At 60.9% G+C, this 22,392-nt stretch carries 19 protein-coding genes; 6 read left to right on the top strand and 13 right to left on the bottom strand.

Translation table 11 applies throughout. The annotated features are described in order from the left end of the window. Window positions 1-26: 26 nt before the first annotated feature. Together KYT97_RS21560 and KYT97_RS21555 are read right to left on the bottom strand one after the other, a co-directional pair. Window positions 27-1,241 carry an acetyl-CoA C-acetyltransferase gene (locus KYT97_RS21560; RefSeq protein WP_033235863.1) on the bottom strand — a complete coding sequence of 405 codons (1,215 nt, stop codon included), beginning with the start codon at window positions 1,239-1,241 and terminating at the stop codon, window positions 27-29. 141 nt (window positions 1,242-1,382) lie between these two features. Beyond that, entirely contained in the window at window positions 1,383-3,575 is a 2,193-nt protein-coding gene (locus tag KYT97_RS21555; protein WP_219110653.1) for a DNA polymerase III subunit gamma and tau, read from the bottom strand. 163 nt (window positions 3,576-3,738) lie between these two features. On the opposite strand from KYT97_RS21555, the gene KYT97_RS21550 reads away from it, so the two are divergent. Then, window positions 3,739-5,058, top strand: a complete 1,320-nt coding sequence (locus KYT97_RS21550) for an ammonium transporter (RefSeq protein WP_219110652.1) — start codon at window positions 3,739-3,741, stop codon at window positions 5,056-5,058. Window positions 5,059-5,067: 9 nt separating this feature from the next. Here KYT97_RS21550 and KYT97_RS21545 read toward each other — a convergent pair whose 3' ends face one another. Together KYT97_RS21545 and KYT97_RS21540 are read right to left on the bottom strand one after the other, a co-directional pair. Then, window positions 5,068-6,093 (bottom strand): ABC transporter substrate-binding protein, encoded by a 1,026-nt coding sequence (locus KYT97_RS21545; RefSeq protein ID WP_133637976.1) that lies wholly within the window; start codon window positions 6,091-6,093, stop codon window positions 5,068-5,070. 47 nt (window positions 6,094-6,140) lie between these two features. After that, window positions 6,141-6,965: an SDR family NAD(P)-dependent oxidoreductase gene (locus KYT97_RS21540; protein ID WP_219110651.1), complete on the bottom strand. Its 825-nt coding sequence runs from the start codon at window positions 6,963-6,965 to the stop codon at window positions 6,141-6,143. Between the two features lie 245 nt (window positions 6,966-7,210). Here KYT97_RS21540 and KYT97_RS21535 point away from each other — a divergent pair, with 245 nt between their 5' ends. Continuing rightward, window positions 7,211-8,155 (top strand): AraC family transcriptional regulator, encoded by a 945-nt coding sequence (locus KYT97_RS21535; RefSeq protein ID WP_207787506.1) that lies wholly within the window; start codon window positions 7,211-7,213, stop codon window positions 8,153-8,155. 72 nt (window positions 8,156-8,227) lie between these two features. Here the strand turns inward: KYT97_RS21535 and KYT97_RS21530 are convergent, their stop codons facing one another. The 5 genes from KYT97_RS21530 to KYT97_RS21510 all read right to left on the bottom strand — a co-directional run bounded on the left by KYT97_RS21530 (window position 8,228) and on the right by KYT97_RS21510 (window position 13,481). After that, window positions 8,228-9,175 (bottom strand): DUF1254 domain-containing protein, encoded by a 948-nt coding sequence (locus KYT97_RS21530; RefSeq protein ID WP_051730654.1) that lies wholly within the window; start codon window positions 9,173-9,175, stop codon window positions 8,228-8,230. Window positions 9,176-9,543: 368 nt separating this feature from the next. Further along, on the bottom strand, window positions 9,544-10,356 hold the full coding sequence (locus KYT97_RS21525; protein ID WP_095887704.1) for an ABC transporter ATP-binding protein: 813 nt from the start codon (window positions 10,354-10,356) through the stop codon (window positions 9,544-9,546). Then, window positions 10,353-11,240, bottom strand: a complete 888-nt coding sequence (locus tag KYT97_RS21520; RefSeq protein WP_095887703.1) for an ABC transporter permease — start codon at window positions 11,238-11,240, stop codon at window positions 10,353-10,355. Before KYT97_RS21520 ends, KYT97_RS21525 begins: the two co-directional genes overlap by 4 nt. Further along, window positions 11,237-12,262 (bottom strand): ABC transporter substrate-binding protein, encoded by a 1,026-nt coding sequence (locus tag KYT97_RS21515; RefSeq protein WP_033235858.1) that lies wholly within the window; start codon window positions 12,260-12,262, stop codon window positions 11,237-11,239. Before KYT97_RS21515 ends, KYT97_RS21520 begins: the two co-directional genes overlap by 4 nt. A 166-nt stretch (window positions 12,263-12,428) precedes the next feature. Beyond that, window positions 12,429-13,481 (bottom strand): beta-keto acid cleavage family enzyme, encoded by a 1,053-nt coding sequence (locus KYT97_RS21510; RefSeq protein ID WP_033237424.1) that lies wholly within the window; start codon window positions 13,479-13,481, stop codon window positions 12,429-12,431. Window positions 13,482-13,945: 464 nt separating this feature from the next. On the opposite strand from KYT97_RS21510, the gene KYT97_RS21505 reads away from it, so the two are divergent. The 3 genes from KYT97_RS21505 to KYT97_RS21495 are packed head-to-tail and all read left to right on the top strand — an operon-like array spanning window position 13,946 to window position 16,581. Continuing rightward, window positions 13,946-14,545, top strand: coding sequence for an RBBP9/YdeN family alpha/beta hydrolase (locus KYT97_RS21505; RefSeq protein ID WP_033237405.1), 600 nt, complete (start codon window positions 13,946-13,948; stop codon window positions 14,543-14,545). A gap of 44 nt (window positions 14,546-14,589) precedes the next feature. Beyond that, window positions 14,590-16,161 (top strand): long-chain-fatty-acid--CoA ligase, encoded by a 1,572-nt coding sequence (locus KYT97_RS21500; RefSeq protein WP_033237406.1) that lies wholly within the window; start codon window positions 14,590-14,592, stop codon window positions 16,159-16,161. Window positions 16,162-16,194: 33 nt separating this feature from the next. Beyond that, on the top strand, window positions 16,195-16,581 hold the full coding sequence (locus tag KYT97_RS21495; protein ID WP_033237408.1) for a carboxymuconolactone decarboxylase family protein: 387 nt from the start codon (window positions 16,195-16,197) through the stop codon (window positions 16,579-16,581). 97 nt (window positions 16,582-16,678) lie between these two features. Here the strand turns inward: KYT97_RS21495 and KYT97_RS21490 are convergent, their stop codons facing one another. From KYT97_RS21490 to KYT97_RS21475, 4 genes are all read right to left on the bottom strand, one after another. Further along, window positions 16,679-18,001, bottom strand: coding sequence for an MFS transporter (locus KYT97_RS21490; RefSeq protein WP_219110650.1), 1,323 nt, complete (start codon window positions 17,999-18,001; stop codon window positions 16,679-16,681). A gap of 170 nt (window positions 18,002-18,171) precedes the next feature. Beyond that, window positions 18,172-19,224, bottom strand: a complete 1,053-nt coding sequence (locus KYT97_RS21485; protein ID WP_033237424.1) for a beta-keto acid cleavage family enzyme — start codon at window positions 19,222-19,224, stop codon at window positions 18,172-18,174. Between the two features lie 45 nt (window positions 19,225-19,269). After that, the gene (locus KYT97_RS21480; RefSeq protein ID WP_033235036.1) at window positions 19,270-20,160 is read right to left on the bottom strand and encodes a TauD/TfdA dioxygenase family protein; all 891 of its coding nucleotides are present in this window, start codon (window positions 20,158-20,160) and stop codon (window positions 19,270-19,272) included. A gap of 26 nt (window positions 20,161-20,186) precedes the next feature. After that, window positions 20,187-21,161, bottom strand: coding sequence for a quinone oxidoreductase family protein (locus KYT97_RS21475; protein WP_033235209.1), 975 nt, complete (start codon window positions 21,159-21,161; stop codon window positions 20,187-20,189). A 199-nt stretch (window positions 21,162-21,360) separates the two neighbouring features. Here KYT97_RS21475 and KYT97_RS21470 point away from each other — a divergent pair, with 199 nt between their 5' ends. Then, a complete protein-coding gene (locus KYT97_RS21470) occupies window positions 21,361-22,389 on the top strand; it encodes an AraC family transcriptional regulator (RefSeq protein WP_033235037.1) in 1,029 nt (342 codons plus the stop codon). The last annotated feature ends 3 nt before the right edge of the window (window positions 22,390-22,392 follow it).

Below are 22,392 nucleotides of genomic sequence, written 5' to 3'. Positions count from 1 at the left end.
GATTCGTCTCCTGTAGTCCGGTCGCGTCAGACGCGCTCGATGATGGTGGCAACGCCCATACCGCCGCCGATGCACAGCGTGACGAGAGCACGCTTGCCACCGCGACGCTCGAGTTCGTCGACCATCGTGCCGAGAATCATTGCGCCAGTGGCGCCGAGCGGGTGTCCCATGGCGATTGCGCCACCGTTGACGTTGAGCTTCTCGTCCGGAATGTTGAGGTCCTTCTGGAACTTCAGGACGACGGAGGCAAAAGCCTCGTTGATCTCGAACAGGTCGATGTCGTCAACCGTCAGGCCGGCCGCAGCCAGAACCTTCTTGGTTGCCGGCGTCGGGCCGGTGAGCATGATCGTGGAATCGGCACCGCTGGTCGCCGTCGCGACGACGCGGGCACGCGGGGTCAAATTCATTGCCTGACCGGCACTCTCGGAGCCCACGAGCACCAGTGCGGCGCCGTCGACGATTCCCGAGCTGTTACCACCGTGGTGAACGTGGTTGATCTTCTCGACCCAGTGGTACTTCTGGAGCGCTACCGCGTCGAAGCCGCCGACCTCACCGACGACACTGAACGCGGGTGCAAGTCCGGCAAGGTTTGCCGCCGTGGTGCCCGGACGCATGTGCTCGTCGTTGTCGAGAACGGTGATGCCGTTGATGTCCTTGACCGGGACAACGGACTTGGCAAAGTATCCGCCGGTCCAAGCCTTCGCGGCCAGATCCTGCGAGCGGACGGCGTACGCGTCGACATCGTCACGCGAGAAACCCTCGATGGTGGCGATGAGGTCTGCGCCGACGCCCTGCGGAACGAAGTAGTTGTCGTAGTTGGTGGCCGGGTCCAGTGCCCACGGTCCGCCGTCCGAGCCCATCGGGACCCTCGACATGGACTCGACGCCACCGGCGATCACGAGCTCGTCCCAACCGGAGCGAACCTTCTGGGCTGCCATGTTCACGGCTTCCAAACCGGACGCACAGAAGCGGTTGATCTGCACGCCACCGACGGTGTCAGGAAGCTTCGCGTCGTTGACAGCGATGCGCGCCATGTCGGCACCCTGATCGCCCACCGGCCCGACGATCCCGAGGATGAGATCGGAGATCCGGTCTTCGTCGAGATCGGGGAAGCGCACGCGCAGTTCCTGGATCAGACCCGTGACCAGCGAAATCGGCTTGACCGAGTGCAAAGACCCTGTCTTCTTGCCGCGGCCTCGCGGGGTACGGATGGCTTCATAAATGAATGCCTCTGTGGTCACTGTGAGGTGTTCCTTCCGTCTAATTCGTCGAACCGGCCTGCAGTCAGACCTCCGGTCCACCCACTGTAGAACGTGTTCCAAATTATTGGGAAGGACCAAAGCGATCGTGCTTGATGACCGAGAGGATCAGACGGGCCGCACCTACTCGAGCTTGCGTGCTCCCAGGACGTCCTTGAGCAGTTCCTTTGCCACTTCCTCCGGGTCGCGACGGGTTGTCGGATCGGCAGGTTGCGCAGCCTCCGCGAACATCTGCTTTTCTTCTTCCGGCGTTGCCGCGGCAGGTGTCGCTTCGTAGTCGACCTCGGGGGCCGGTCCAGGGTCGTCCGGGTAATCCGGAGCCTCGGGCGGCGGGATGTCGTCGGAACCGCGATCTGCGCCCTGCGGCCGCGATGTCGACGCAGGAGCCTTGGCCGCCCGCTCCTGACTTGGCCGCGAGAACCGTGGCGCTGCCGCCGGGCGCGCCGGAGCCTCGGCCGCCTTGGCTGCCGGACCCGAACCGGCCGGGACAACCGGTGCACCCTCCTGGTATTCCACTTGCCAAGTGCCACCGAACATTTCGGAAAGCACTTCACAGATGACCGCCGCATTGTGCGGCGAGGTGACACGCGCACCGAGCACCGGAGTGACATGCGCAATCACCAACACATGGCCACGCACATCGTGAACCGTCGCGGCCGACAGCATGGCCGGCAGGACCTTGTTTCGCTCACCCACCTTGTTGCGCAACGTATTCCACGACTCGCGGAGCGTTTCGACGGTCGGGCCTGCCGAAGCTGGGGCCGCGACCGGTACCTCTTCCTCAACCGGAGTGGGCTCGGGTTCCGGTTCGGCAACCGGCGCGGGCTCGACAACGGGCTCAGGCGCAGGTTCGGGTGCAGCCTCAACTACCGGAGCAGGTTCGGGCTCGACAACGGGCTCAGGCGCAGGTTCTGGTGCAGCCTCAACTACCGGAGCAGGTTCGGGCTCAACAACCGGCGCGGGCGCAGGTTCCGGCGCGGCCTCTACTACCGGCGAAGGTGTCGGCGCAGGCGGCACAACCTCCGGCTCTGCTTTGCGCTGCGACGGACGCTGGAACTTGGACTCCACTGGAGGCTCGGGGGACGGCGTCGGCGCAGCATGCACTGCCGGCGGAGCCGCACTTGAAGCAGCGACAACGGACCCTACCGGCGCGAAACCTGCTGCCGGGATACCTCTTTCGACCTTTTCCAACCGCTGAAGCAGAGCCGATTCGGAATCCGACGCCGATGGCAGCAGCATCCTCGCGCACATCACTTCGAGCAACAGACGAGGTGCGGTGGCGCCGCGCATCTCACCCAGCCCGGCGTGGACGGTCTCGGCAAAACGCGTCAGGGTGGCCGGTCCGACGTTCTGAATCTGTTCACGCATGGTGACCAGTTCAGCTTCGGGTGCGTCGACCAATCCTGTTTCGGCAGCGTCGGGAACTGCTTGCATCAGGATGAGATCGCGGAGGCGTTCCAGAAGGTCGAGTGCAAATCTACGGGGATCGTGGCCGGCGTCCATGACACGTTCGACGGTTCCGAACAGCGCGGCACCGTTACCGGCGGACAGTGCGTCCACGGCCTCGTCGATGAGGGCCACGTCGGTAACGCCGAGAAGTGAGAGAGCCCGCGGGTAGGTGACGCCTTCGTCGCCGGCTCCGGCCAGGAGCTGATCGAGAACGCTGAGGGAGTCACGCGGCGATCCGCCACCGGCCTTGATGACCAATGGGTACACCGCCGGCTCGACAGCGACGTTCTCTTGCGCACACACGTTCTCGAGGAGCCCGCGCATCGTGGACGGCGCGAGAAGCCGGAACGGATAGTGGTGCGTACGCGACCGAATGGTCGGAAGGACCTTTTCAGGTTCCGTGGTCGCGAAGACGAAGATGAGATGCTCGGGCGGCTCTTCCACGATCTTGAGGAGTGCATTGAAACCCGCCGCCGTGACCATGTGGGCCTCGTCGATGATGAAGATGCGGTAGTTCGACTCGGCCGGCGCGTAGAAGGCTTTGTCGCGAAGCTCACGGGTGTCGTCGACACCACCGTGACTCGCGGCGTCGAGTTCGGTGACATCGACGTTGCCGGAACCGCCAGGACCGAGCGCGATACAGGAGTTGCACACTCCACACGGCGTCGACGTCGGGCCTTCCTTGCAGTTCAGTGAGCGCGCCAGAATACGAGCTGACGACGTCTTTCCGCAGCCACGAGGGCCGGAGAACAGATAGGCATGGTTGATACGCCCTGCGTCGAGGGCGGTGCTCAGTGGTGCGGTGACATGTTCCTGCCCCACCACCTCGGCGAAGGACGCCGGTCGATACTTCCGGTACAGGGCCACGCGCAAAGACTACCGGCGAGGTACGACAGCTCGCCCGGTGCGGGTGCAACGCCCAGACGGATACGAAACATGTTCGCAACATGGTCGCAGCGCAGTGGAAACCACACGCACCCATCGTGGATGCCGAGCATGCGGACAGGTCCGCATGTGGGAGGAGAAAACTGTGCCCGCCACCATCGACGCCGGAGCAACCGCCTGGTTGCTCATCAGCACCGCACTCGTTCTACTGATGACTCCAGGCCTTGCCTTGTTCTACGGCGGCATGGTCCGCTCGACCGGCGTACTGAACATGATCATGATGAGCTTCGTCTCCATCGCGCTTGTCACCGTGGCCTGGCTGTTCGTGGGTTACAGCCTCGTATTCGGTGACGATCACGGCGGCATCATCGGCGGACTCGAACACCTCGGGATGGCAGGTATCGACCCGTCGACCGTGCACGGGAACGTTCCGGAAGTGCTGTTCGCGACCTTCCAACTGACGTTCGCCATCCTGACCGCAGCACTGATCAGTGGCGCCATCGCAGACCGGGCAAAGTTTTCCGCCTGGATGATCTTCGTCCCGATCTGGTCCCTCCTCGTCTACGCACCGGTCGCTCACTGGGTGTGGAATCCGGACGGTTGGCTGGCTCGAATGGGAGCCCTCGACTACGCGGGCGGCTTGGTCGTCGAGATCGTCTCCGGCGCGTCTGGCCTCGCGCTGGCTCTGGTCCTCGGTCAGCGCATGGGATTCAAAGCCGAGTCGATGCGTCCGCACAACCTTCCCTTCGTCCTGCTCGGCGTCGGTCTGCTGTGGTTCGGGTGGTTCGGTTTCAACGCCGGTTCCGCTCTTGCCGCCGACGGTATGGCCGCGCAGATCTTCCTCAACACCCTCGTCGCCGGTTGCACCGGTCTGTTGGGCTGGCTGTTCGTCGAGCAGAACCGCGACGGCCATCCCACGACCTTCGGCGCCGCGTCCGGCGTCGTTGCCGGCCTTGTGGCAATCACGCCGTCCTGCGGAACCGTCAATATGTTCGGGGCCGTGATCATCGGACTGATCGCCGGCATCGTCTGCTCCTATGCCGTTGGCTGGAAGCACGAACTCGGCTACGACGACTCCCTCGACGTGGTCGGCGTGCACCTCGTCGGCGGCATCATCGGATCCCTGTTGATCGGACTCCTCGCGACGGCCGTCATGACCGGCGGCCCTGAAGGACTCTTCTACGGTGGCGGTCTTGCACAGCTCGGCAAGCAGTTTGTCGGTGTTGTCGTCGTCGCGCTCTATGCCTTCGGTGTCACCTACGGCCTCGGCAAGCTGATCGATCGAACCTTCGGCTTCCGCATCTCGCGCGAAGACGAGGCCCGCGGAATCGACGTCGCACTGCACGCCGAGTCCGCCTACGAGCACGGCGTCCTCGGACACGGTCCGATCGGCGGCCAGAACCCCAGTCCGTTCCTTCAGCGTCAGCGAGAGGAACGTGGGGAACGAGAACGCGACCGGGACTGAAGGCAGGGGTCAGCGGGGATCACCGCCTGCACAAGGCTCGTAGACCGAACTCGCGAAATCCGGGACGGTAGGTGCCGGCGAACCAGCGAGGGGCGCCTGCTCTTTCCATGATTCCTTGGTGATGGTCATCGGCAGGTAGGCGTCCTTCAACGCTTCCCAGGCCGCAGTTCCCGCCTCCGGAGCCACGCCGGTCAGCTCTGCCATCCACTTCCCCATTACGGCGGCGTTTTGCGGATCCTGCGAGAAATCGTAGGTGTCCCACATCGCCTTGCAGTAATTCATGACGTCATTCGGACGCTCTGCGATCGTGCTGCAGGACGCGGTGGGATAACCGTGATTGAGACCCGACAGCGCATTGCCGGGCTTACCGATGATGTCCGTGACACGCACGAACTCGGATTCGGAGAGCTGCGACGCCATGGTGGGACCGTAATAGAGGACGTCGACCTGTTTGGCCTTGAACGCCGCGATTGCGGTGGCCGGCGCTCCGACTCCGACAAAAGTTATGTCCTTGGCCGGATCCATACCCGCCTCTTGTGCCATCTGGCTGATCCACAATTCCATTCCCGCGCCACGGGCTGTCACGCCGATCGTTTTGCCTTTGATGCTTGCCATCGTGGTGTCGGGATCGGTGGGGTCACCTGCAATCTCGGTTCCCGGTTGCGCGATCACATCCATCGTGTTGCCCACCAGGGAGCCAAGAGCTTTCACGCATGCGCCCTTCTCGATCGCCGGCCACAGCATCGCCGGCACCATCGAACCGACCGTGAGGTCGTTGGAGATGACAGCGGCGGCAACAGCATTGGTCAAGGCAGGTGGATTCAATTCGACGTTGACTCCATGCTTGTCGAAGAACCCCTCGTTCTCGGCGACGACGGTAAGCAGGTCGGTGGGCACCCCTTGGGTGACTCCGATCCTCATGACGGAACCCTCTGCCGAAGCGGCATCACTCCCGCATGCTCCCAAAGTGAATGCGGCAACTGTCGTAGCGGCGATGAACATCGTCTTCGATGTCCGGAAACTTTGCGTGTTCAACTGATGTCCTCGAATACTCAAGTGGGTGACGGAATGTGGAGCCTGGACTAGATGACGACGCCGCCGTTGGCGCTGATCACCTGGCCGACGAGATAGTGGTTTTCACCGGCTAGGTAGAGCGCCAGGGACGCATATTCCTCAGGCTTTCCGAGCCGTCCGACCGGGATCATTTGATAGAGATTCCGCTTTTCCTCGTCGGTGGCATGTTCGAGGTAGGCCTCGAACGGCGGAGTGAGCACACCTCCGCACGCGATTGCGTTCACAAAGATGTTGGCGCCGGCTACATCCAGGGCAACAGTCTTGGTCAGGTTCGCTACGGCGGCCTTGCTCGCGGAGTAACCAGGACTGTGCATGCTTGCGGTGGATATACCGGCGACAGAGGAAATGTTGACGATCCGGCCGTACTGCTGAGGTTCCATGTACTTCAGTGCCTCGCGGGTGCAGTAAAACAGGCCGTGCACGTTGACATCCCACCACCGGAGCCAGTCGTCATCATCGAGGCTGCTGGTAATTCCGACTGCGCGCCGAGGAACAGGTGTCGTGACGTACTCGTAGTGCTTGTTACGTCGAATCTCGTCGGCCGGCGAGGTCGGCACAATTGCCGCATTGTTCACGAGAATGTGGACGGTACCGAATCTCTCTGCTGCAGCCGTGAACATCTCGGCCACTTCACTTTTCGACGAGACATCACAACGAACCGGAAGACTCTCGCGCCCCAAGCCCTCGATCTCGGCTGATACCTCTGCGAGTTTGTCACCCTGAACATCACACAGGACAAGGTTCGCGCCTTCCTCGGCCATCGCGAGTGCGATAGCCCGGCCAAGACCTTGTCCGGCGCCCGTGACAACCGCAACCCGGTTGAGAAGTTTCATGCACAATCCCTTTCTCGAAGAAATTCGTGCCGACAAAACGGTGTGGACAACAGGGTTTTCGGGCACCGAGCATGTCGCGGGGCAATGCTCGGCCCAATCGATGTGACGACCATCACGCTACAGTCGTCCCCGGCGACCGCGTTGACAGATTGGGTCGATATCCTTGACAACATGGGACAACACGTCGAGAGTTCGGGCCGTCGATGCTGAGGCTACGTAGTGCTGTCTTGAACGGATATGTCGAAGTGGCACAGTCGGTTGGACTGAATCCTCACCCCCTGATGCGGGTTGCCGGGATCGACCCCGCCTCGTTTGCCTCGACGCAGGGATGGATCGCAGCGAAGTCCGTGAGCGAGTTGCTCGAACTCTCCGCATCACAATCGGGCCGTGACGATTTCGGCCTCAGAATGTCCCTTGATCGCGGTGTGTCGAACCTCGGTCCGGTGGGCCTGATCGCACGCGAGGAGCCCGACGTACGGAGCGCACTCGGAATCGTATTGCGCCACATGAAATTACACAACGAAGCAATCCGTCTCGATTTGACAGAATCTCGCGGCCTGGCCACGATTCGAGTGACGCCGATGGACGGGATGATCCTGGGACAGCAATCGGTGGATCTGGTTGTCGCGTCGACCCTACGAGTCCTGTGCGATTTCCTGCCCGACGAATGGCTACCGATATCCACCTGTTTCACGCATGCGGCGCCCGCCGACGACGAGATGCACATTCGCATCTTCGGCCCGTCCATCCACTTCGATCACGAGATCGACGGAATCATCATTGCAACAAGCGATTTGGATGCACCAAATCGACTGTCCAACCCCGTACTTCGTCCGTTCGCCCAAGAGTATCTCGGACTACTCGCACCGCCGGAGAACCCGTCCCTGGCCGGACAGGTCCGAGACCTGATCGCCACACTGCTACCGACAGAGCATTGCTCGGTGACGCGTATCGCGCGCAGTCTGGGGATGGACAGGCGGACATTGCATCGGCGACTAGCGCAGTCGGGTGAGACGTACTCGTCGATCCTGGATGCGGTGCGACGCGATCAGGCCACAATGTCGATCGAGCGCGGAGATCGTTCCCTCACCGAAATCTCGGTGGAACTCGGGTTTTCCGAGTTGAGCGCGTTCTCGAGGTGGTTCCGCCAACAGTTCGGATGCAGTCCGAAGGTCTGGTCGCAACAGTAACTCTGGGCCGTTCACCGGCTGCTTCGATGATGTCCGAGGTAGGCAATAGTGGACCGACTGGCGGTACAGCCGTCAGCCAACTGGAGTAATCGGTGTCGACCGAACCTTCTCGATGAACTCGCGGGTTTCCTCGGCATCACGCGGACGGTAGAGGCGCATGCCGTAATAGAACTTCTGCCCCTCCGTCGCGCGGATGACGTTCGGCTTGTTCGCTACGCGGTCGTCACCGAACCAGATGCTGATGGTGCCGTCGTCGTTGCGAACCAGTTCGCTGTCGGACAGGCCAGGTCGGTCGACGTCGAGCCAGCCCATCCCGTCGTACTTGATCACCGAGAAGTATCCGTTGCGCTCGTAGTCCAGCGGCGGAACAGCAAAGGTCCACACATCCACACCGGTGGATGTGGCCACCGCCTGGAAGTATTGGGCATCCTCGGGCGGCAGACCACCCCAGCCCAGGCGGGCGCCCAACAGGTGCTGGTAAGAATCCGTACTGACGGGGGTACCGAAGCCCTTGGAGAAGTCCGCCTCGGCGGCATGAGTTTCCAGCTCGGCGCCGACCGACTTGCGGGTGTCCTCGTCGAACTCCCGGCCTCGGTACGGATTGGACGTCGCGGCGGTGATCCGGCGTGCGTCCTGCAACTCGTGGGCGCGGGCGAGCCCGCCCCCGGTCGCGGTGCGGCCCGCCACATACACATGAGTGCCGGTGGACAGGTCGGCGTTGCGCACTGTCAAAATCTCACCGGGGTAGATGACACCGACGACGTAATGGTTCTCGTCGATGATCTCGGCCACCTGGTATTCGCTGGACGGCGCGAGCGAGAAGGTGGCTTCCTCGGTCACGTCGACGACGGCGAAGGAGTAGATCAGGTCCACGTTCGACCGGATCACGACCTGGGTTTCGACGTTCACCGGCACCCTGGAGTGAAAGTACCTGTTGACCGGGGCCTTGGTGAGCTGCTCCCGGAAGTAGTGCGCGGTTTCAGCCTCGACGAAGTTGTCTCGGGTTACGATCTCGGTCACGGGGCGTCCCTTCTCGAACCAACAGATCAACGACGACGCTAATCGCCCGTGGAACCGCTGCCTTCGCCCGCCGCGGGTGAATTCACTGGCTGCGATATCTGCCCGCCCTGCATCATCGGCCGAGTTAGATCGAGCCCGCATCCCTGGAGAACCCTTTCGCGTCAGGGCGTGACCGACGCCTTCGCTGTGGACGGTTCAGCGCACTCTGGCGATCCCTCGCCCATCCGATCGCGACGATGTGCATGATCGACCGCCACACCTCTGCCCTGTCACGTGTGTTCGCGACAGGGCCTTCTCACTGGCGGGGTCAACTAATCAATCACGGCTGCCTTACGGGCCAACCGCCGCGCGTGCTCGCTGCGCGAGAATCAGTGCGAGTTCAGCGTTGCGCGCAACTCCCCCAACATGTCACGGAACTCCTTGCTGCTTTCCAGGCCGGCCTCATCTCGAGGTCGATCCATCTCGATTTTCATATCCACCACAACCTCACCGGCGCGCATGGCAACTACCCGATCCGCGATGAGCAATGCCTCGTTCAGATCGTGTGTCACGAAAACCACGGTCTGCCGTTCCTGGCTCCACACATCAAGGAATTCGTCGCGAACCACGTCGCGGGTCTGCGCATCCAGCGCCGAGAACGGCTCATCCATGAGGATCAATGCCGGCTTCATCACCCACGTCCGGGCGAGAGCCGCACGCTGACGCATGCCCTGCGACAGTTGCCACGGGTACCGGTCCGCTGCAGCCTCGAGTCCGACTCTGCGCAGCATCTCCATCGACCGCTCACGCCGCTCGGCCTTTCCGACATGAGCAAGCTCCATACCGAGCTCCACATTCTGCCTGGCCGTACGCCACGGATACAGCGCGTCACGGGCGAACATGTATCCCATCTCCGAACGCGCCTGCGCCGGACTGGTGCCCAGCACCGAGACGGAGCCGGTGGTCGGATGAATCAATCCCCCCATCAGATTCAGCGCTGTTGTCTTTCCGCAGCCACTGTGTCCTACCAGTACCAACAGCTCACCCCGCTTACCCGTGAGCGAGAGATCTCGAACTCCGGAGAAGGTGCTCGCGCCAGCTGGCGTGTAATCCAATGTTGCAGAACGAATCTCGAACGCGGGGTCTTCGACTGCAACGGCGTTGTCGGTTCCCACAGCTTTCACTCCTGTATACGTCATCATGCGTCCTGCGGGGGTTGCCAACGAAGAATCGACTTCTCGATACGCCCGGCGGCAGCGTTGAACACTGCGGCGATCACTGCAAGAACGATCAGCGCGGCGTACACCGTCCCGAGGTCGAACGCAGCCGAGGATGCCGAGATCTGCTGCCCCAAGCCACTTGTCGAGGCGATGAGTTCTGCGCCGACTACGCCGAGGAGCGAGTAGATCAGGCCTAGCCGAAGACCGGCGAAGATGGACGGCACGGCCACCGGCAAGAGCACCTTGTAGAAGCGCTGCCACTTACTCGCTCCCATGACCACGGACAGCCGAAGCAATTCCGAGTCGGCACTCGATACACCGGCCCTGGTATTGATGGTGATGATGAAGACAACCAGCGTGAATGCCAGGACGATTTTCGAGGTCGAACCGATACCGAAGTAGATGACGAACACCGGGGCAAGAGCAATGCGCGGCATCGCATTGATCGCGTCCAGGAACGGAGAAACCACGGCCTCGACGCTCGGCGCCAGCGCGAGCCCGATGCCCGCGGCAATACCGATCACCGCGCTCAGAATCAATGCGATGAAGGCCGCAGACACCGTCGACCACAGGTCAGGCCAGAAAGTGCCTTTCTCCTGCCAAGCCAGAAAGGCCTCCCACACGAGCTTCGGGTTCGACACCACCAGCTTGTTCTCACCGGCGTAGTTGTAGCTGATCTGCCAGGCAGCCAGTATCGCGATCAGCAGCGCTATCTGCACCGCGAGTAATGATCCGCCGGAAAGTTTGGCCTTGGCGCCGGTAGCGCCGACAACAACTTTCTTACCCTTCGGCTTCTTTTCCTCTGGTGGGACAGGTTGAAGTACCGGGTCGACGCGCGTCGTCGCGACGGCAGCGGGAGGGGTCATCGCGGATCACCACCCGTGCACGGCTCGTAGACCGAGCTGGCGAAATCCGGCGCAACGGGAGCCGGCGAACCAGCCAACTCGGCTTGCGCTTCCCACGATTCCTGCGTGATGGTCATCGGCAGATACGTCGATTTCAGTGCGTCCCAGGCTGCCGGTCCCCCGGCAGGCGAGACACCGATCAGCTCGGACATCCATTTGCCCATCGCCGCAGCGTTTTTGGGATCCTGCGCAAAATCGTAGGTGTCCCACATCGCCTTGCAGTAGTTCAACAAGTCGTTCGGGCGTTGCTCGATCGTGTTGCAGGACGCCGAGGGATATCCCTGAACAAGCGAGGAAAGCGCATTCCCGGGCTTGCCGATAATGTCCGTCACGCGCACTACTTCGGATTCGGGCAACTGCTCGGCCATAGTGGGGCCGTAGTAGAGAACGTCAACCTGCTTGGCCTTGAACGCCTGGATTGCTGTGGCCGGCGCTCCGACTCCCACGAACGTGACGTCCTTGGCCGGGTCCAGACCGGCATCGTTGAGCAGCTGCGTAATCCACAGTTCCATGCCGGATCCACGGGAAGTGACACCGATGGTCTTTCCTTTGATGCTCGCCATAGTGGTGTTGGGATCGGTGGGGTCACCGGCGATCTCGGTGCCTGGCTGCGCAATCACATCCATCGTGTTTCCGAGCGTGGAGCCCAAAGCCTTTGCACAGGCGCCCTTGTCGATTGCCGGCCACAAGGTCCCGGGCACCATGGTCCCGACAGTGATGTCGTTCGAAATGACGGCGGCGGAGAGGGCGGTGGTCAAGGAGGGAGGCATCAGTTCGACGTTGACCCCACGCTTGTCGAAGAAACCCTCGTTTTCAGCAACGACGGTGAGCAGATCGCCTGGCACTCCCTGAGTGATTCCGATCTTCATGACAGAGCCGTCGGCAGAGGCAGAATCACTGCCGCAGGCACCCAAACTGAATGCGGTCGCTGTAGTGGCGGCGATGACCGCCGCCTTCCGTGCCCAAGAACGTTGTGAACTCATCTGACTTTTCTCATACCCTTTAGTGTCTTGTGAAGGTAGTCGCTACGAACCGGGATGCGAGCCAACACAATTGGTGTGCGCAAAATGCGCCGGCGGCTGTACTGAGCGTGTCCGGGGCACGGCAGTACTGGCGCGCCCCGGACAAAACATGCAGGTTGACGAAAAATCAGGCGTGGTGGGTGAAACCCAACTGACCCGGCCGACGATTCGGCGCATAACCCAACTTCGCCAACGTCTCATCGGTATCGGCATACCTCTGACCGATCCGATAAATATCGCGAGCTTCCTTACCCGTAGCCACCTCACGGCCCAACTCACCCGCAATACGCACCAACTGCTCGATCTGCTGCACCGACGTCATCTTCTCGCCCTTACGGCCCCAAATCGTGTCCTCGTTACCGCACCGCGCATGCAACCCCATCGCGATCGCCATCGTGTTCACCGGCAACACACTGCGCATCAACGTCTCGAGCGTCAGACACGCACCATCAGGAACCCGCGAAACGAAATTCATCATGTTGTACGGATTCGGACCGTCGAACCCACCACCGATCGCCACCCACGTCAAATTCACCGGACCCGTATAGATCCCCCGACGGATCAACCGCTCCACCGTCTCGAGCTGCGGAATACTCGAGAGCTGGAAATGCGGCTGAATACCCGCCTCCTGCAACCGACGCAAATGCTCCGCCACCCACTCCGGACCCGCCGGAACCGTCATCTCCCGATACGTATTCGCCAACTCCGGACGCTCCATCGACGTCCCCGCAATATCATCCGGGGTCATCAACTCCATGATGTTCATCTGCGACGTATTGATCGCAATCGTCACCTGATCCGGAGCCGGATCCAACGTCGCCAACATATGCCGCACATCATCGGAAAGCCACTTCGCATCCGCACCTTCACCTTCCGGCGCAAACGAAATCGACCCACCCACCTGCAAAATCATCTCCGGCACAGCCTCACGCAAACGGCCCAACAACTCGTTGAACTTCGAAAGCCGCTTCGAACCCTTACCGTCAAGCTCACGAACATGAATATGCAACACCGTCGCACCCGCGTTGTAGCAATCCACCGCAGTCTGAACATGCTCGTCCATCGTCAACGGCAGATCCTCCGCAAAATCGTCCGGCTCCCACTCCGGACCATACGGCGCAACCGTAATCACAAGCTTCTCCTGAACCTCCGGGAACAAGGCATCATCGTGAAAATGCATAACAAAACTCCAATCAGATGAGAGCTGAGAAATAAGGGGCGCAGCCCGAGACGACGTCAGTGTCAGCTCGCACCCGAAGGTCGTTGCATCACAACATGTATCGTCCCGTTCCACTCGAATGCCTGTGTTGCCGCGCACTCGACCTTCCTGGTGATGGAGATCACGATAGCCGTGTCGAAGCAATCCAACTTGACGCATTGAGACAGGATTCTTGACCCTTGGGGCAGTCAAGGGTCGCATGACCGACTGAGATTACGAGTCCCGAAACGTCAACAGGCTTGTCTCATTATGTCAAATATCGATGGACCGATCCGGCTATCGTGACCCCGATACAAGAGTGTCGAGCGCCTCGTAGATCGCGCCGTCACAACGTAAATCGGGTTCCGCCCCCGGCGATCAACCACAGTGGCAGAACCGCGCCGGCGCTACGCCCCGAACATCACCAAACAACCCCGGAGACGGCAATGACCAACCCTTCCGCGAACGCCCCCTCAGTACCCACCGTCGTGATCGTGCCCGGCCTACGCGACCACGTCGACGAACACTGGCAGACTTTGCTGGAAAACAAGCTGGACCGGGTACGTAGCGTGCCTCCCCTCTCGGAGAACAAGCTCAGCCTGGCTGCCCGGATCGCAGCCCTCGACGCGGTGATCAGCGACATCGACGGACCGATCGTGCTTGTTGCCCACAGCGCCGGGGTCATGATCACAGTCCACTGGGCTCTACAGGCGAGTCACCCAATCGTGGGCGCGCTGCTGGCAACTCCCGCGGACCTGGAACGCCAACTACCCGAGGGTTATCCGATGCTGGAGGATCTCGACAGCAACGGATGGTTGCCCATTCCCCGTCGCCAACTGCCGTTCCCGAGCATCGTCGCAGTGAGTTCGAACGACCCGCTGGCCGATCGGCTCCGGGTGGCCAACATGGCCGAGGTCTGGGGCAGCCGTCTGGTCGACCTCGGCGACGTCGGACACCTGAATCCTGCCTCCGGGTACGGGGAATGGTCGCAGGCCGAGGAATTCATCGACGAGCTGACCCAGGTTCGCGAAGACGTGGTCTCGTAAACGCTGACCTGAGCTCCTACCTACACTTCGAAGGACACGCAGCGATGCTCAATTTATCTGCATTAATGGAAGATTCGGCTCGCCGATACCCGGATCGAGACGCCGTCGTGCTCGGCAACGCACGCCAGTCATACGCGGAACTGAACCGCCATGCCAACAAGATCGCAAGCCTGATCGTGGCCCGAGGCGTGCAACCCGGTGACAAGGTTGCGCTCTCCTGCCCGAATATCCCCGAGTTCCTCGCGGTGTATTACGGGATCCTCAAGGCCGGTGCAGTGGTGGTACCGCTCAACATCTTGCTGAAGGGCCGGGAGATTGCGTACCACCTCAACGACTCCGATGCGAAAGCATACTTCTGTTTCGAAGGTGGCTCCGACCTGCCGATCGGCGAGTACGGCCTCGACGGGTTCCAGGGTGCTCCCGCGTGCAGTCACATGTTCCTGATCACTGCCGATCCGCAGGGGCCGTCGCAACTCGCGGACGTCCACACGGTTGCCCAGGCGATCGCTGCGACGCCAAACGAGTTCGAAACCGTGGTGCGAGAACCGGCGGATACGGCAGTGATTCTCTACACCAGCGGAACCACGGGAGCTCCGAAAGGCGCAGAGCTCACCCACTCCAACATGGTTCTCAACGCGCTCTGCGCCAATCGCCTCTTCGACAGCACCCCAACACAACTCGATACGTGCCTGATCACGCTCCCACTGTTCCACTCCTTCGGCCAAACCGTCGCCATGAACTCCGCACTCTCCGTCGGCTCGACGCTGGTCCTGATGCCCCGGTTCGAGGCCGCCGCTGCGCTCGCGTTGATGGAGCAGGAAAACATCACGGTCTTTGCCGGCGTGCCCACTATGTACTGGGGTCTGCTCGGCGCGCTCGACGGAGGAAATGTGGATGTCGAGAAGATTGCGCGGAACATGCGCAAGGCGATCTCCGGCGGCGCAGCGTTGCCCGTGGAGATTCTCACCCAGTTCAAGCGGCAGTTCGGCGTCCAGATCCTCGAAGGCTACGGGCTGTCCGAGTCTTCGCCGTTGGCACTGTTCAGCGACCCGGAGCGTGATCCTCGGCCGGGATCGATCGGAGTCCCGATCTGGGGCATCGAGGCGCGACTGGTGGACAAGCACTGGAACACCGTCACCGGCCAGGAACAAGTCGGTGAGATCGCTCTGCGCGGCCACAACGTCATGAAGGGCTACTACAACCGCCCCGACGCCACTGCCGAAGTCATGCATGACGGCTGGTTCCGCACCGGCGACTTGGCTCGCGTCGACGACGACGGCTTCTACTACATAGTGGATCGCGCGAAGGACCTGATCGTTCGAGGTGGATTCAACGTCTACCCTCGCGAAATCGAAGAAGTCCTCGTGACCCACGACGCCGTTTCGCTCGCCGCCGTCGTCGGGTTGCCCGACGAGAGACATGGCGAGGAGATCAAGGCGTTTGTCATCCTCCACCCGGCAGCGCAGATCACGGCTGACGACCTGATCGCGTGGTCGAAAGAGCAGATGGCCAGTTACAAGTACCCCCGCCACGTCGAGTTCGTCACCGAACTGCCGATGACCGCAACCGGGAAAATTCTCAAGCGCGAACTCGCGGCCGCCTCAACCGCCCGCTAGACCTGCTCGTATCGAACAACAAACGGAGGAATGATGACCGAGGACACCAACAGCTATCCAGTAGTCGAGGCGATGAAGGCCGGCGGCGGCTGGAATACGCTCTGGGACGGGTTGTACGACATGGACCCGAACTGGACCGAACTGTATATGAAAATGGCGATGGAGCCGTACCAGAGCGGTGTCCTCTCACCGAAAGTTGTTCAGCTGCTGTGTATCGCCGTCGACGCCTCCGCCACCCACATGTATGCACCGGGTACCAGGCGCCACATTCAGGCAGCCTTGGACATGGGGGTGACACCGCAGGAGATTCTCGAGGTCCTCAAGCTGGCGACCGTGGTGGGTATCCACTCGTGCAACATCGGCGTTCCGATCCTCGTCGAGGAGATGGAAGCACACAAGCAGCGTCAGTCGGATAACTGACTTCGGCAGTTCTTTTGTGCCACAACATCAGCTGACAGACGAATGGGCACCTACTCGCAAATAGCGGGTAGGTGCCCATTCGAGTTGCAATGCCGGATCAGGCATTCATTGCAGGCGCTTTCTGAAGATTCTCCAGACGACGAATACCGGCCGGGTACGCACGCTTGCCCGCAATAAAGGCAACCACGGCGGCAATGTAGACCAAGGGTGAAAGCTGCAGCGCTCTCAGGAGTCCGAGATGATCGGCAAGAATGCCGATGACAAAGGGACCGAGCGCCAGTCCGAGCAGGTTGTTGGCGACCGTCAGCGTTCCCATGGCCGATGCACGGATCGAATGATGCGTGAGGTTGGCGACCATCGCCGCTGTCGGACCCGAACAGCCGGCGGAGAAGAATGCACCGATTCCCAGAAGTACGAGTTGCGCTGTGCCCGTGCCTAACCGGAGACCGATACCCAAGGACACCAGGGAGATCACACAGTAGACGATCGCCGTCGTCCACTTCTTTGCCGAGTTGTCACGGCTGAACCGGTCGGTGATGAATCCGCAGACCACCATGCCGCTGCCGACCAGGAGAACGAACACCGAAGCCATGACCCCGGCCTTGTCCGGCGCAAGATCGTAGTAGCGGTTGAAGAAACTCGGCAACCACGCCAGAAGTACAGCGGCAGTGAACATCTGCAGCCCGCCACCGATATAGGCGAACAGCACCGCCGGATTGGTGAACAATGTCGATACCGGCGCCCGGTACCCATCCGGTTCCACTGCGGCGCCGGCGGAACCCTCGACGGCGTGAGCGGCCAACTTCTTCTCGGTAACCAGAGCGCGGAACAGCGCAACGAGGATGAGACCGAAGATCGCCATCGCGGCAAAGGACCAACGCCAACTGAACTGAACGGCGATGAACCCGCCGATCGCAACACCGATCACCGAACCGAACGAACCACCGGCCATGAAGGCACCGGCCAGCATTGCATGCACTCGCGGCGCAAACACGCTGAGCACCACGGCAATACCGACACTGCCGTATGCGGCTTCACCGACACCGACGAGGAATCGCGCACCGAGCATCTGTTCATAGGACTGGGCAATCGCGCACAGCAGAGTAGCGACACTCCACAACACGGCCATCAGGATCAGGCTCTTGACGCGGCCCCAACGATCGGCCAGAAGTGAGAGCGGGAACGTCAGCAACCCGACCATCAGCGCGACAACACTGCTCAACGACGCCAAGTGCGAATCGGAGAGATCCCAATCCGCTTTCAGGATCGGGAAAACCGCGCTGAGGACCTGTCTGGACATGTAGTCCGAGAGCAGGAGGCCGAAGGCCAGCGCAAAAACGATCCAGGGGTATATCTTTCGCCGTCCACCGCTGCTGCGTGCGGTGTCCACGCTGAGCGTGGAAGTAGCCTGTAATCCCATGATTCTCCTTGGAGCATTCGAGGAAGGAAGACGACGGCGGAACCCTGGTCGAGGTATAAGTTTCCGGAAATCGCCTGATGGACAAAAGGTTCGGAAATTCTGTAGCAACAAATTCTGGGGATGACTCGGGGGCATGAACTGTCTCAGCTCATGCCCCCTGAGAATTATTGTCAGGCGTGGTGGGTGAAACCCAACTGACCCGGCCGACGATTCGGCGCATAACCCAACTTCGCCAACGTCTCATCGGTATCGGCATACCTCTGACCGATCCGGTAAATATCGCGAGCTTCCTTACCCGTAGCCACCTCACGGCCCAACTCACCCGCAATACGCACCAACTGCTCGATCTGCTGCACCGACGTCATCTTCTCGCCCTTACGGCCCCAAATCGTGTCCTCGTTACCGCACCGCGCATGCAACCCCATCGCGATCGCCATCGTGTTCACCGGCAACACACTGCGCATCAACGTCTCGAGCGTCAGACACGCACCATCAGGAACCCGCGAAACGAAATTCATCATGTTGTACGGATTCGGACCGTCGAACCCACCACCGATCGCCACCCACGTCAAATTCACCGGACCCGTATAGATCCCCCGACGGATCAACCGCTCCACCGTCTCGAGCTGCGGAATACTCGAGAGCTGGAAATGCGGCTGAATACCCGCCTCCTGCAACCGACGCAAATGCTCCGCCACCCACTCCGGACCCGCCGGAACCGTCATCTCCCGATACGTATTCGCCAACTCCGGACGCTCCATCGACGTCCCCGCAATATCATCCGGGGTCATCAACTCCATGATGTTCATCTGCGACGTATTGATCGCAATCGTCACCTGATCCGGAGCCGGATCCAACGTCGCCAACATATGCCGCACATCATCGGAAAGCCACTTCGCATCCGCACCTTCACCTTCCGGCGCAAACGAAATCGACCCACCCACCTGCAAAATCATCTCCGGCACAGCCTCACGCAAACGGCCCAACAACTCGTTGAACTTCGAAAGCCGCTTCGAACCCTTACCGTCAAGCTCACGAACATGAATATGCAACACCGTCGCACCCGCGTTGTAGCAATCCACCGCAGTCTGAACATGCTCGTCCATCGTCAACGGCAGATCCTCCGCAAAATCGTCCGGCTCCCACTCCGGACCATACGGCGCAACCGTAATCACAAGCTTCTCCTGAACCTCCGGGAACAAGGCATCATCGTGAAAATGCATAACAAAACTCCAATCAGATGAGAGCTGAGAAAGAAGGGGGGACGATCAGAACGGTGCGTCGCCGACTATTCCGGCGCGTTCCATCTTTCGAACTGCAGGCCAATAGTCCTGCACTGCATAGTGTTGCGTTGAACGGTTGTCCCAGATTGCGACGCTGTTCTCGGTCCAGCGCCACCGAACCTGGTACTCGGGAATCTGGGCCTGGCTTGCGAGGTAGTTGAGCAAGTTACTCGAGCCAGGAGCGAAGTCGATGCCGTATCGAATGTTCTCCGGTGTGTGGTAATTGACGAGGTGCGTCGCAAACGAATTGACAAAAAGAATCTTCTCGCCGGTCTCGGGATGCGTTCGCACAACGGGATGTTCGGCGTCCGGAAAGCGCTCCTTGAGCTGATGGCGCTGTTCGATCGGCATCCTGGCACCGAAGCTCGACTCGATACTGTGCCGAGCTTTGAGGTCCTTGATCTGGCCCTTGATGCCGGCAGGCAGATTGTCGTATGCCAGTGCCATGTTCACCCAGATGGTGTCACCTCCGACGGGTGGTGTTTCCACACAACGGAGTACGCATCCCATCGGTGGATTCACGCGCCACGTCGCGTCGCAGTGATAGGCATTCTCGAAATGCTCCGGCGGACTGTCGAGGTCTTTGTAGATGCGGACCAGCCCGGGATGGTCGGGATCGCTACCCAGCGCGGGATGATCCTCGAGGTCGCCGAAGCGTTGTGCCAGTTCTACGTGCTGCGCCCGGCTGAAGTCCTGGTCACGGAAGAACAGAACCTTGTGCTCGAGCAGGAGCGATTTGATTTCGGCGAACAAAGCGTCGTCGCGAGCGACAACGCCGAGGTCCACTCCGGACAGTTCGGCACCGATGGAGCAGGTCAGCTTCTCGACGGTGATCGACCTGGTGGCCGTATCAATCAGCGTTGCAGTGTTATTCATGACGATTCCCCTTTCGACGGATGGCGTCAGACGGTAAAGACGGAGGAACCGATACTGCGGCCGGATTCCAGATCGTGATGCGCACGCACCGCATCTTCGAGTGCGTACCGCTGATTGATTCCGATCTTGATCCGACCCTCTTCGACGTGTGAGAAGAGCTCGGCGGCCAATTCGGCGCGCTCCGCCGGATCGGCGATGTAGTCGGCCAAGGCCGGTCGAGTGACGAAAAGAGATCCCTTGACCGCCAACTGCATTGCGTTGATCGGCGGCGTCGGCCCTGACGCGGTTCCGAAGCACACCATCAGCCCTCGGCGTGCCAAGGAGTCGAGTGAGACCTCGAACGTGGACTGCCCGATGCTGTCGTAGACAACCGGCACACCGACACCACCGGTGATCTCCCTGACCCGCGCAACAACATCCTCGCGGGTGTAGATGATGACCTCGTCGCACCCGTGCGCCAGGGCAACAGCTGCCTTCTCGTCTGTGGAAACAGTCCCGATCACCTTGATGCCCAGCAGCTTTGCCCACTGAGTGAAGATCAAACCAACTCCACCTGCAGCAGCGTGCAGCAGAACGGTATCCCCTGCCTTCAGCGGGTAGATGCGGCGCAGAAGGTAAGCCGCCGTGAGGCCGCGCATGGTCATCGCTGCTGCCGTCTCGAAATCGATACCGTCGGGCAACGCGATCAGGTCGGCAGCCGGCATGATGCGCTCGGTGCTGTACGCCCCGAGCGGACTGCCGGTGTAGGTCACCCGATCCCCCACACTGAAATCGGCAACACCCGCACCGACCGCCTCGATAGTTCCGGCACCCTCGACGCCCATACCGGCAGGCAATTGCGCAGGGTAGAGGCCGCTTCTGAAGTACGTGTCGGCGAAGTTGAGTCCGACGGCGCCGTGGCGAATCCGGACCTCGCCAGCACCTGGCTGACCTACCTCGACCTCTTCCCAACGCATGACAGACGGGGTACCGATCTCGTGGAATCGAATGGCGTGTGCCACGATGCTCTCCAATTCTGTGGGCATACTCGACAAATTCGGTCGAGCTATGTTCGTACGCAACAACTTCCAGAAGCTACTTTCGACTCCGGGGTCGCGATCTGATGTGAACAACACTAGGTGAGATCCGGCTCACATGCTTAACTGTACGAGACACGCAGCACAACATTTCGGGACATTAAGTCAAGAACTAAGGAACCTCGTGAAGCCACTCGCCCGCTATGCGTCGCTCAACCGCTACGTCGACCTGTGTCGCTCGGTCCACATCGATGCCGTCGACCTGATGAGGAGCGTCGGCCTCGCTCCGACAAGCCTGGCCAACCCCGATCAGTGGGTGCCAGCAGCCTCGATTGCCGCGCTCCTCGAACTGTCCGCAACGGAATCCGGGCGCGAAGATTTCGGCCTCCTCCTCGCCGAACTCCGCAGGCTGTCCAATCTCGGGCCGCTCAGCCTGGTCATCAGGGAAGAACCCGACGTCAGGAGCGCACTGGACGTCCTGATCCGGTACGAGCACACCTACAACGAGGCGCTTCGCATCCGCCTGACCGAGGTCAGCGGCTTGGCAACCCTGCGGATCGGCCTGGAGGTCGGCGATCCTGCCACTACGCGGCCTTCCGCAGACTCGGTCGACACCAGGCAGACCGTCGAACTCGCCGTCGGCGCAACCGTGCAGATCCTGCGGAGCTTTCTCGGGCCTGCCTGGCATCCGGTGAGCGTCGGATTCACACACAGTGCTCCGCAGGACACCAGTACACATCGACGAATTCTCGGCAACGCGGTGGACTTCGATCACGAGTTCACCGGAATCGTGTTTTATGCGAGCGATCTAGATGCCCGCAACGAACTGGCCGATGAGTTACTTCGCCCATATGCACGAGCATTCCTCGACTCGCTTCCCGCCGCGGATTCATCCGATACCCTCAGCCGTACAAGGGAATTGATCGAAGTGCTGCTCCCCACCGGACGATGCTCCGTCGAACATGTGGCTCGGAGCCTCGGCTTCGATCGGCGAACCCTGCACCGCCATCTAGCAGAATCGGGTGATACCTTCACGGCTGTTCTCAATTCGGTACGCAGTAGCCTCGCGCAACGCTTGGTGTCGAACCCACGCTATTCGTTGACCGACGTTGCCGTGCACCTCGGATTTTCTACTCAAGGCAGTTTCTCGCGGTGGTTTCGCACGCAGTTTTCGATGAGCCCCAGCGAATGGAAAGCCCAGCGCCAAGGGTGAGAA

Source organism: Rhodococcus globerulus, assembly GCF_019334125.1.
GTDB classification, from domain to species: Bacteria; Actinomycetota; Actinomycetes; order Mycobacteriales; family Mycobacteriaceae; genus Rhodococcus_F; species Rhodococcus_F globerula.
Note: the sequence above shows the minus strand (reverse complement) of the source record. Positions and strands in the feature narration are given on the sequence as shown.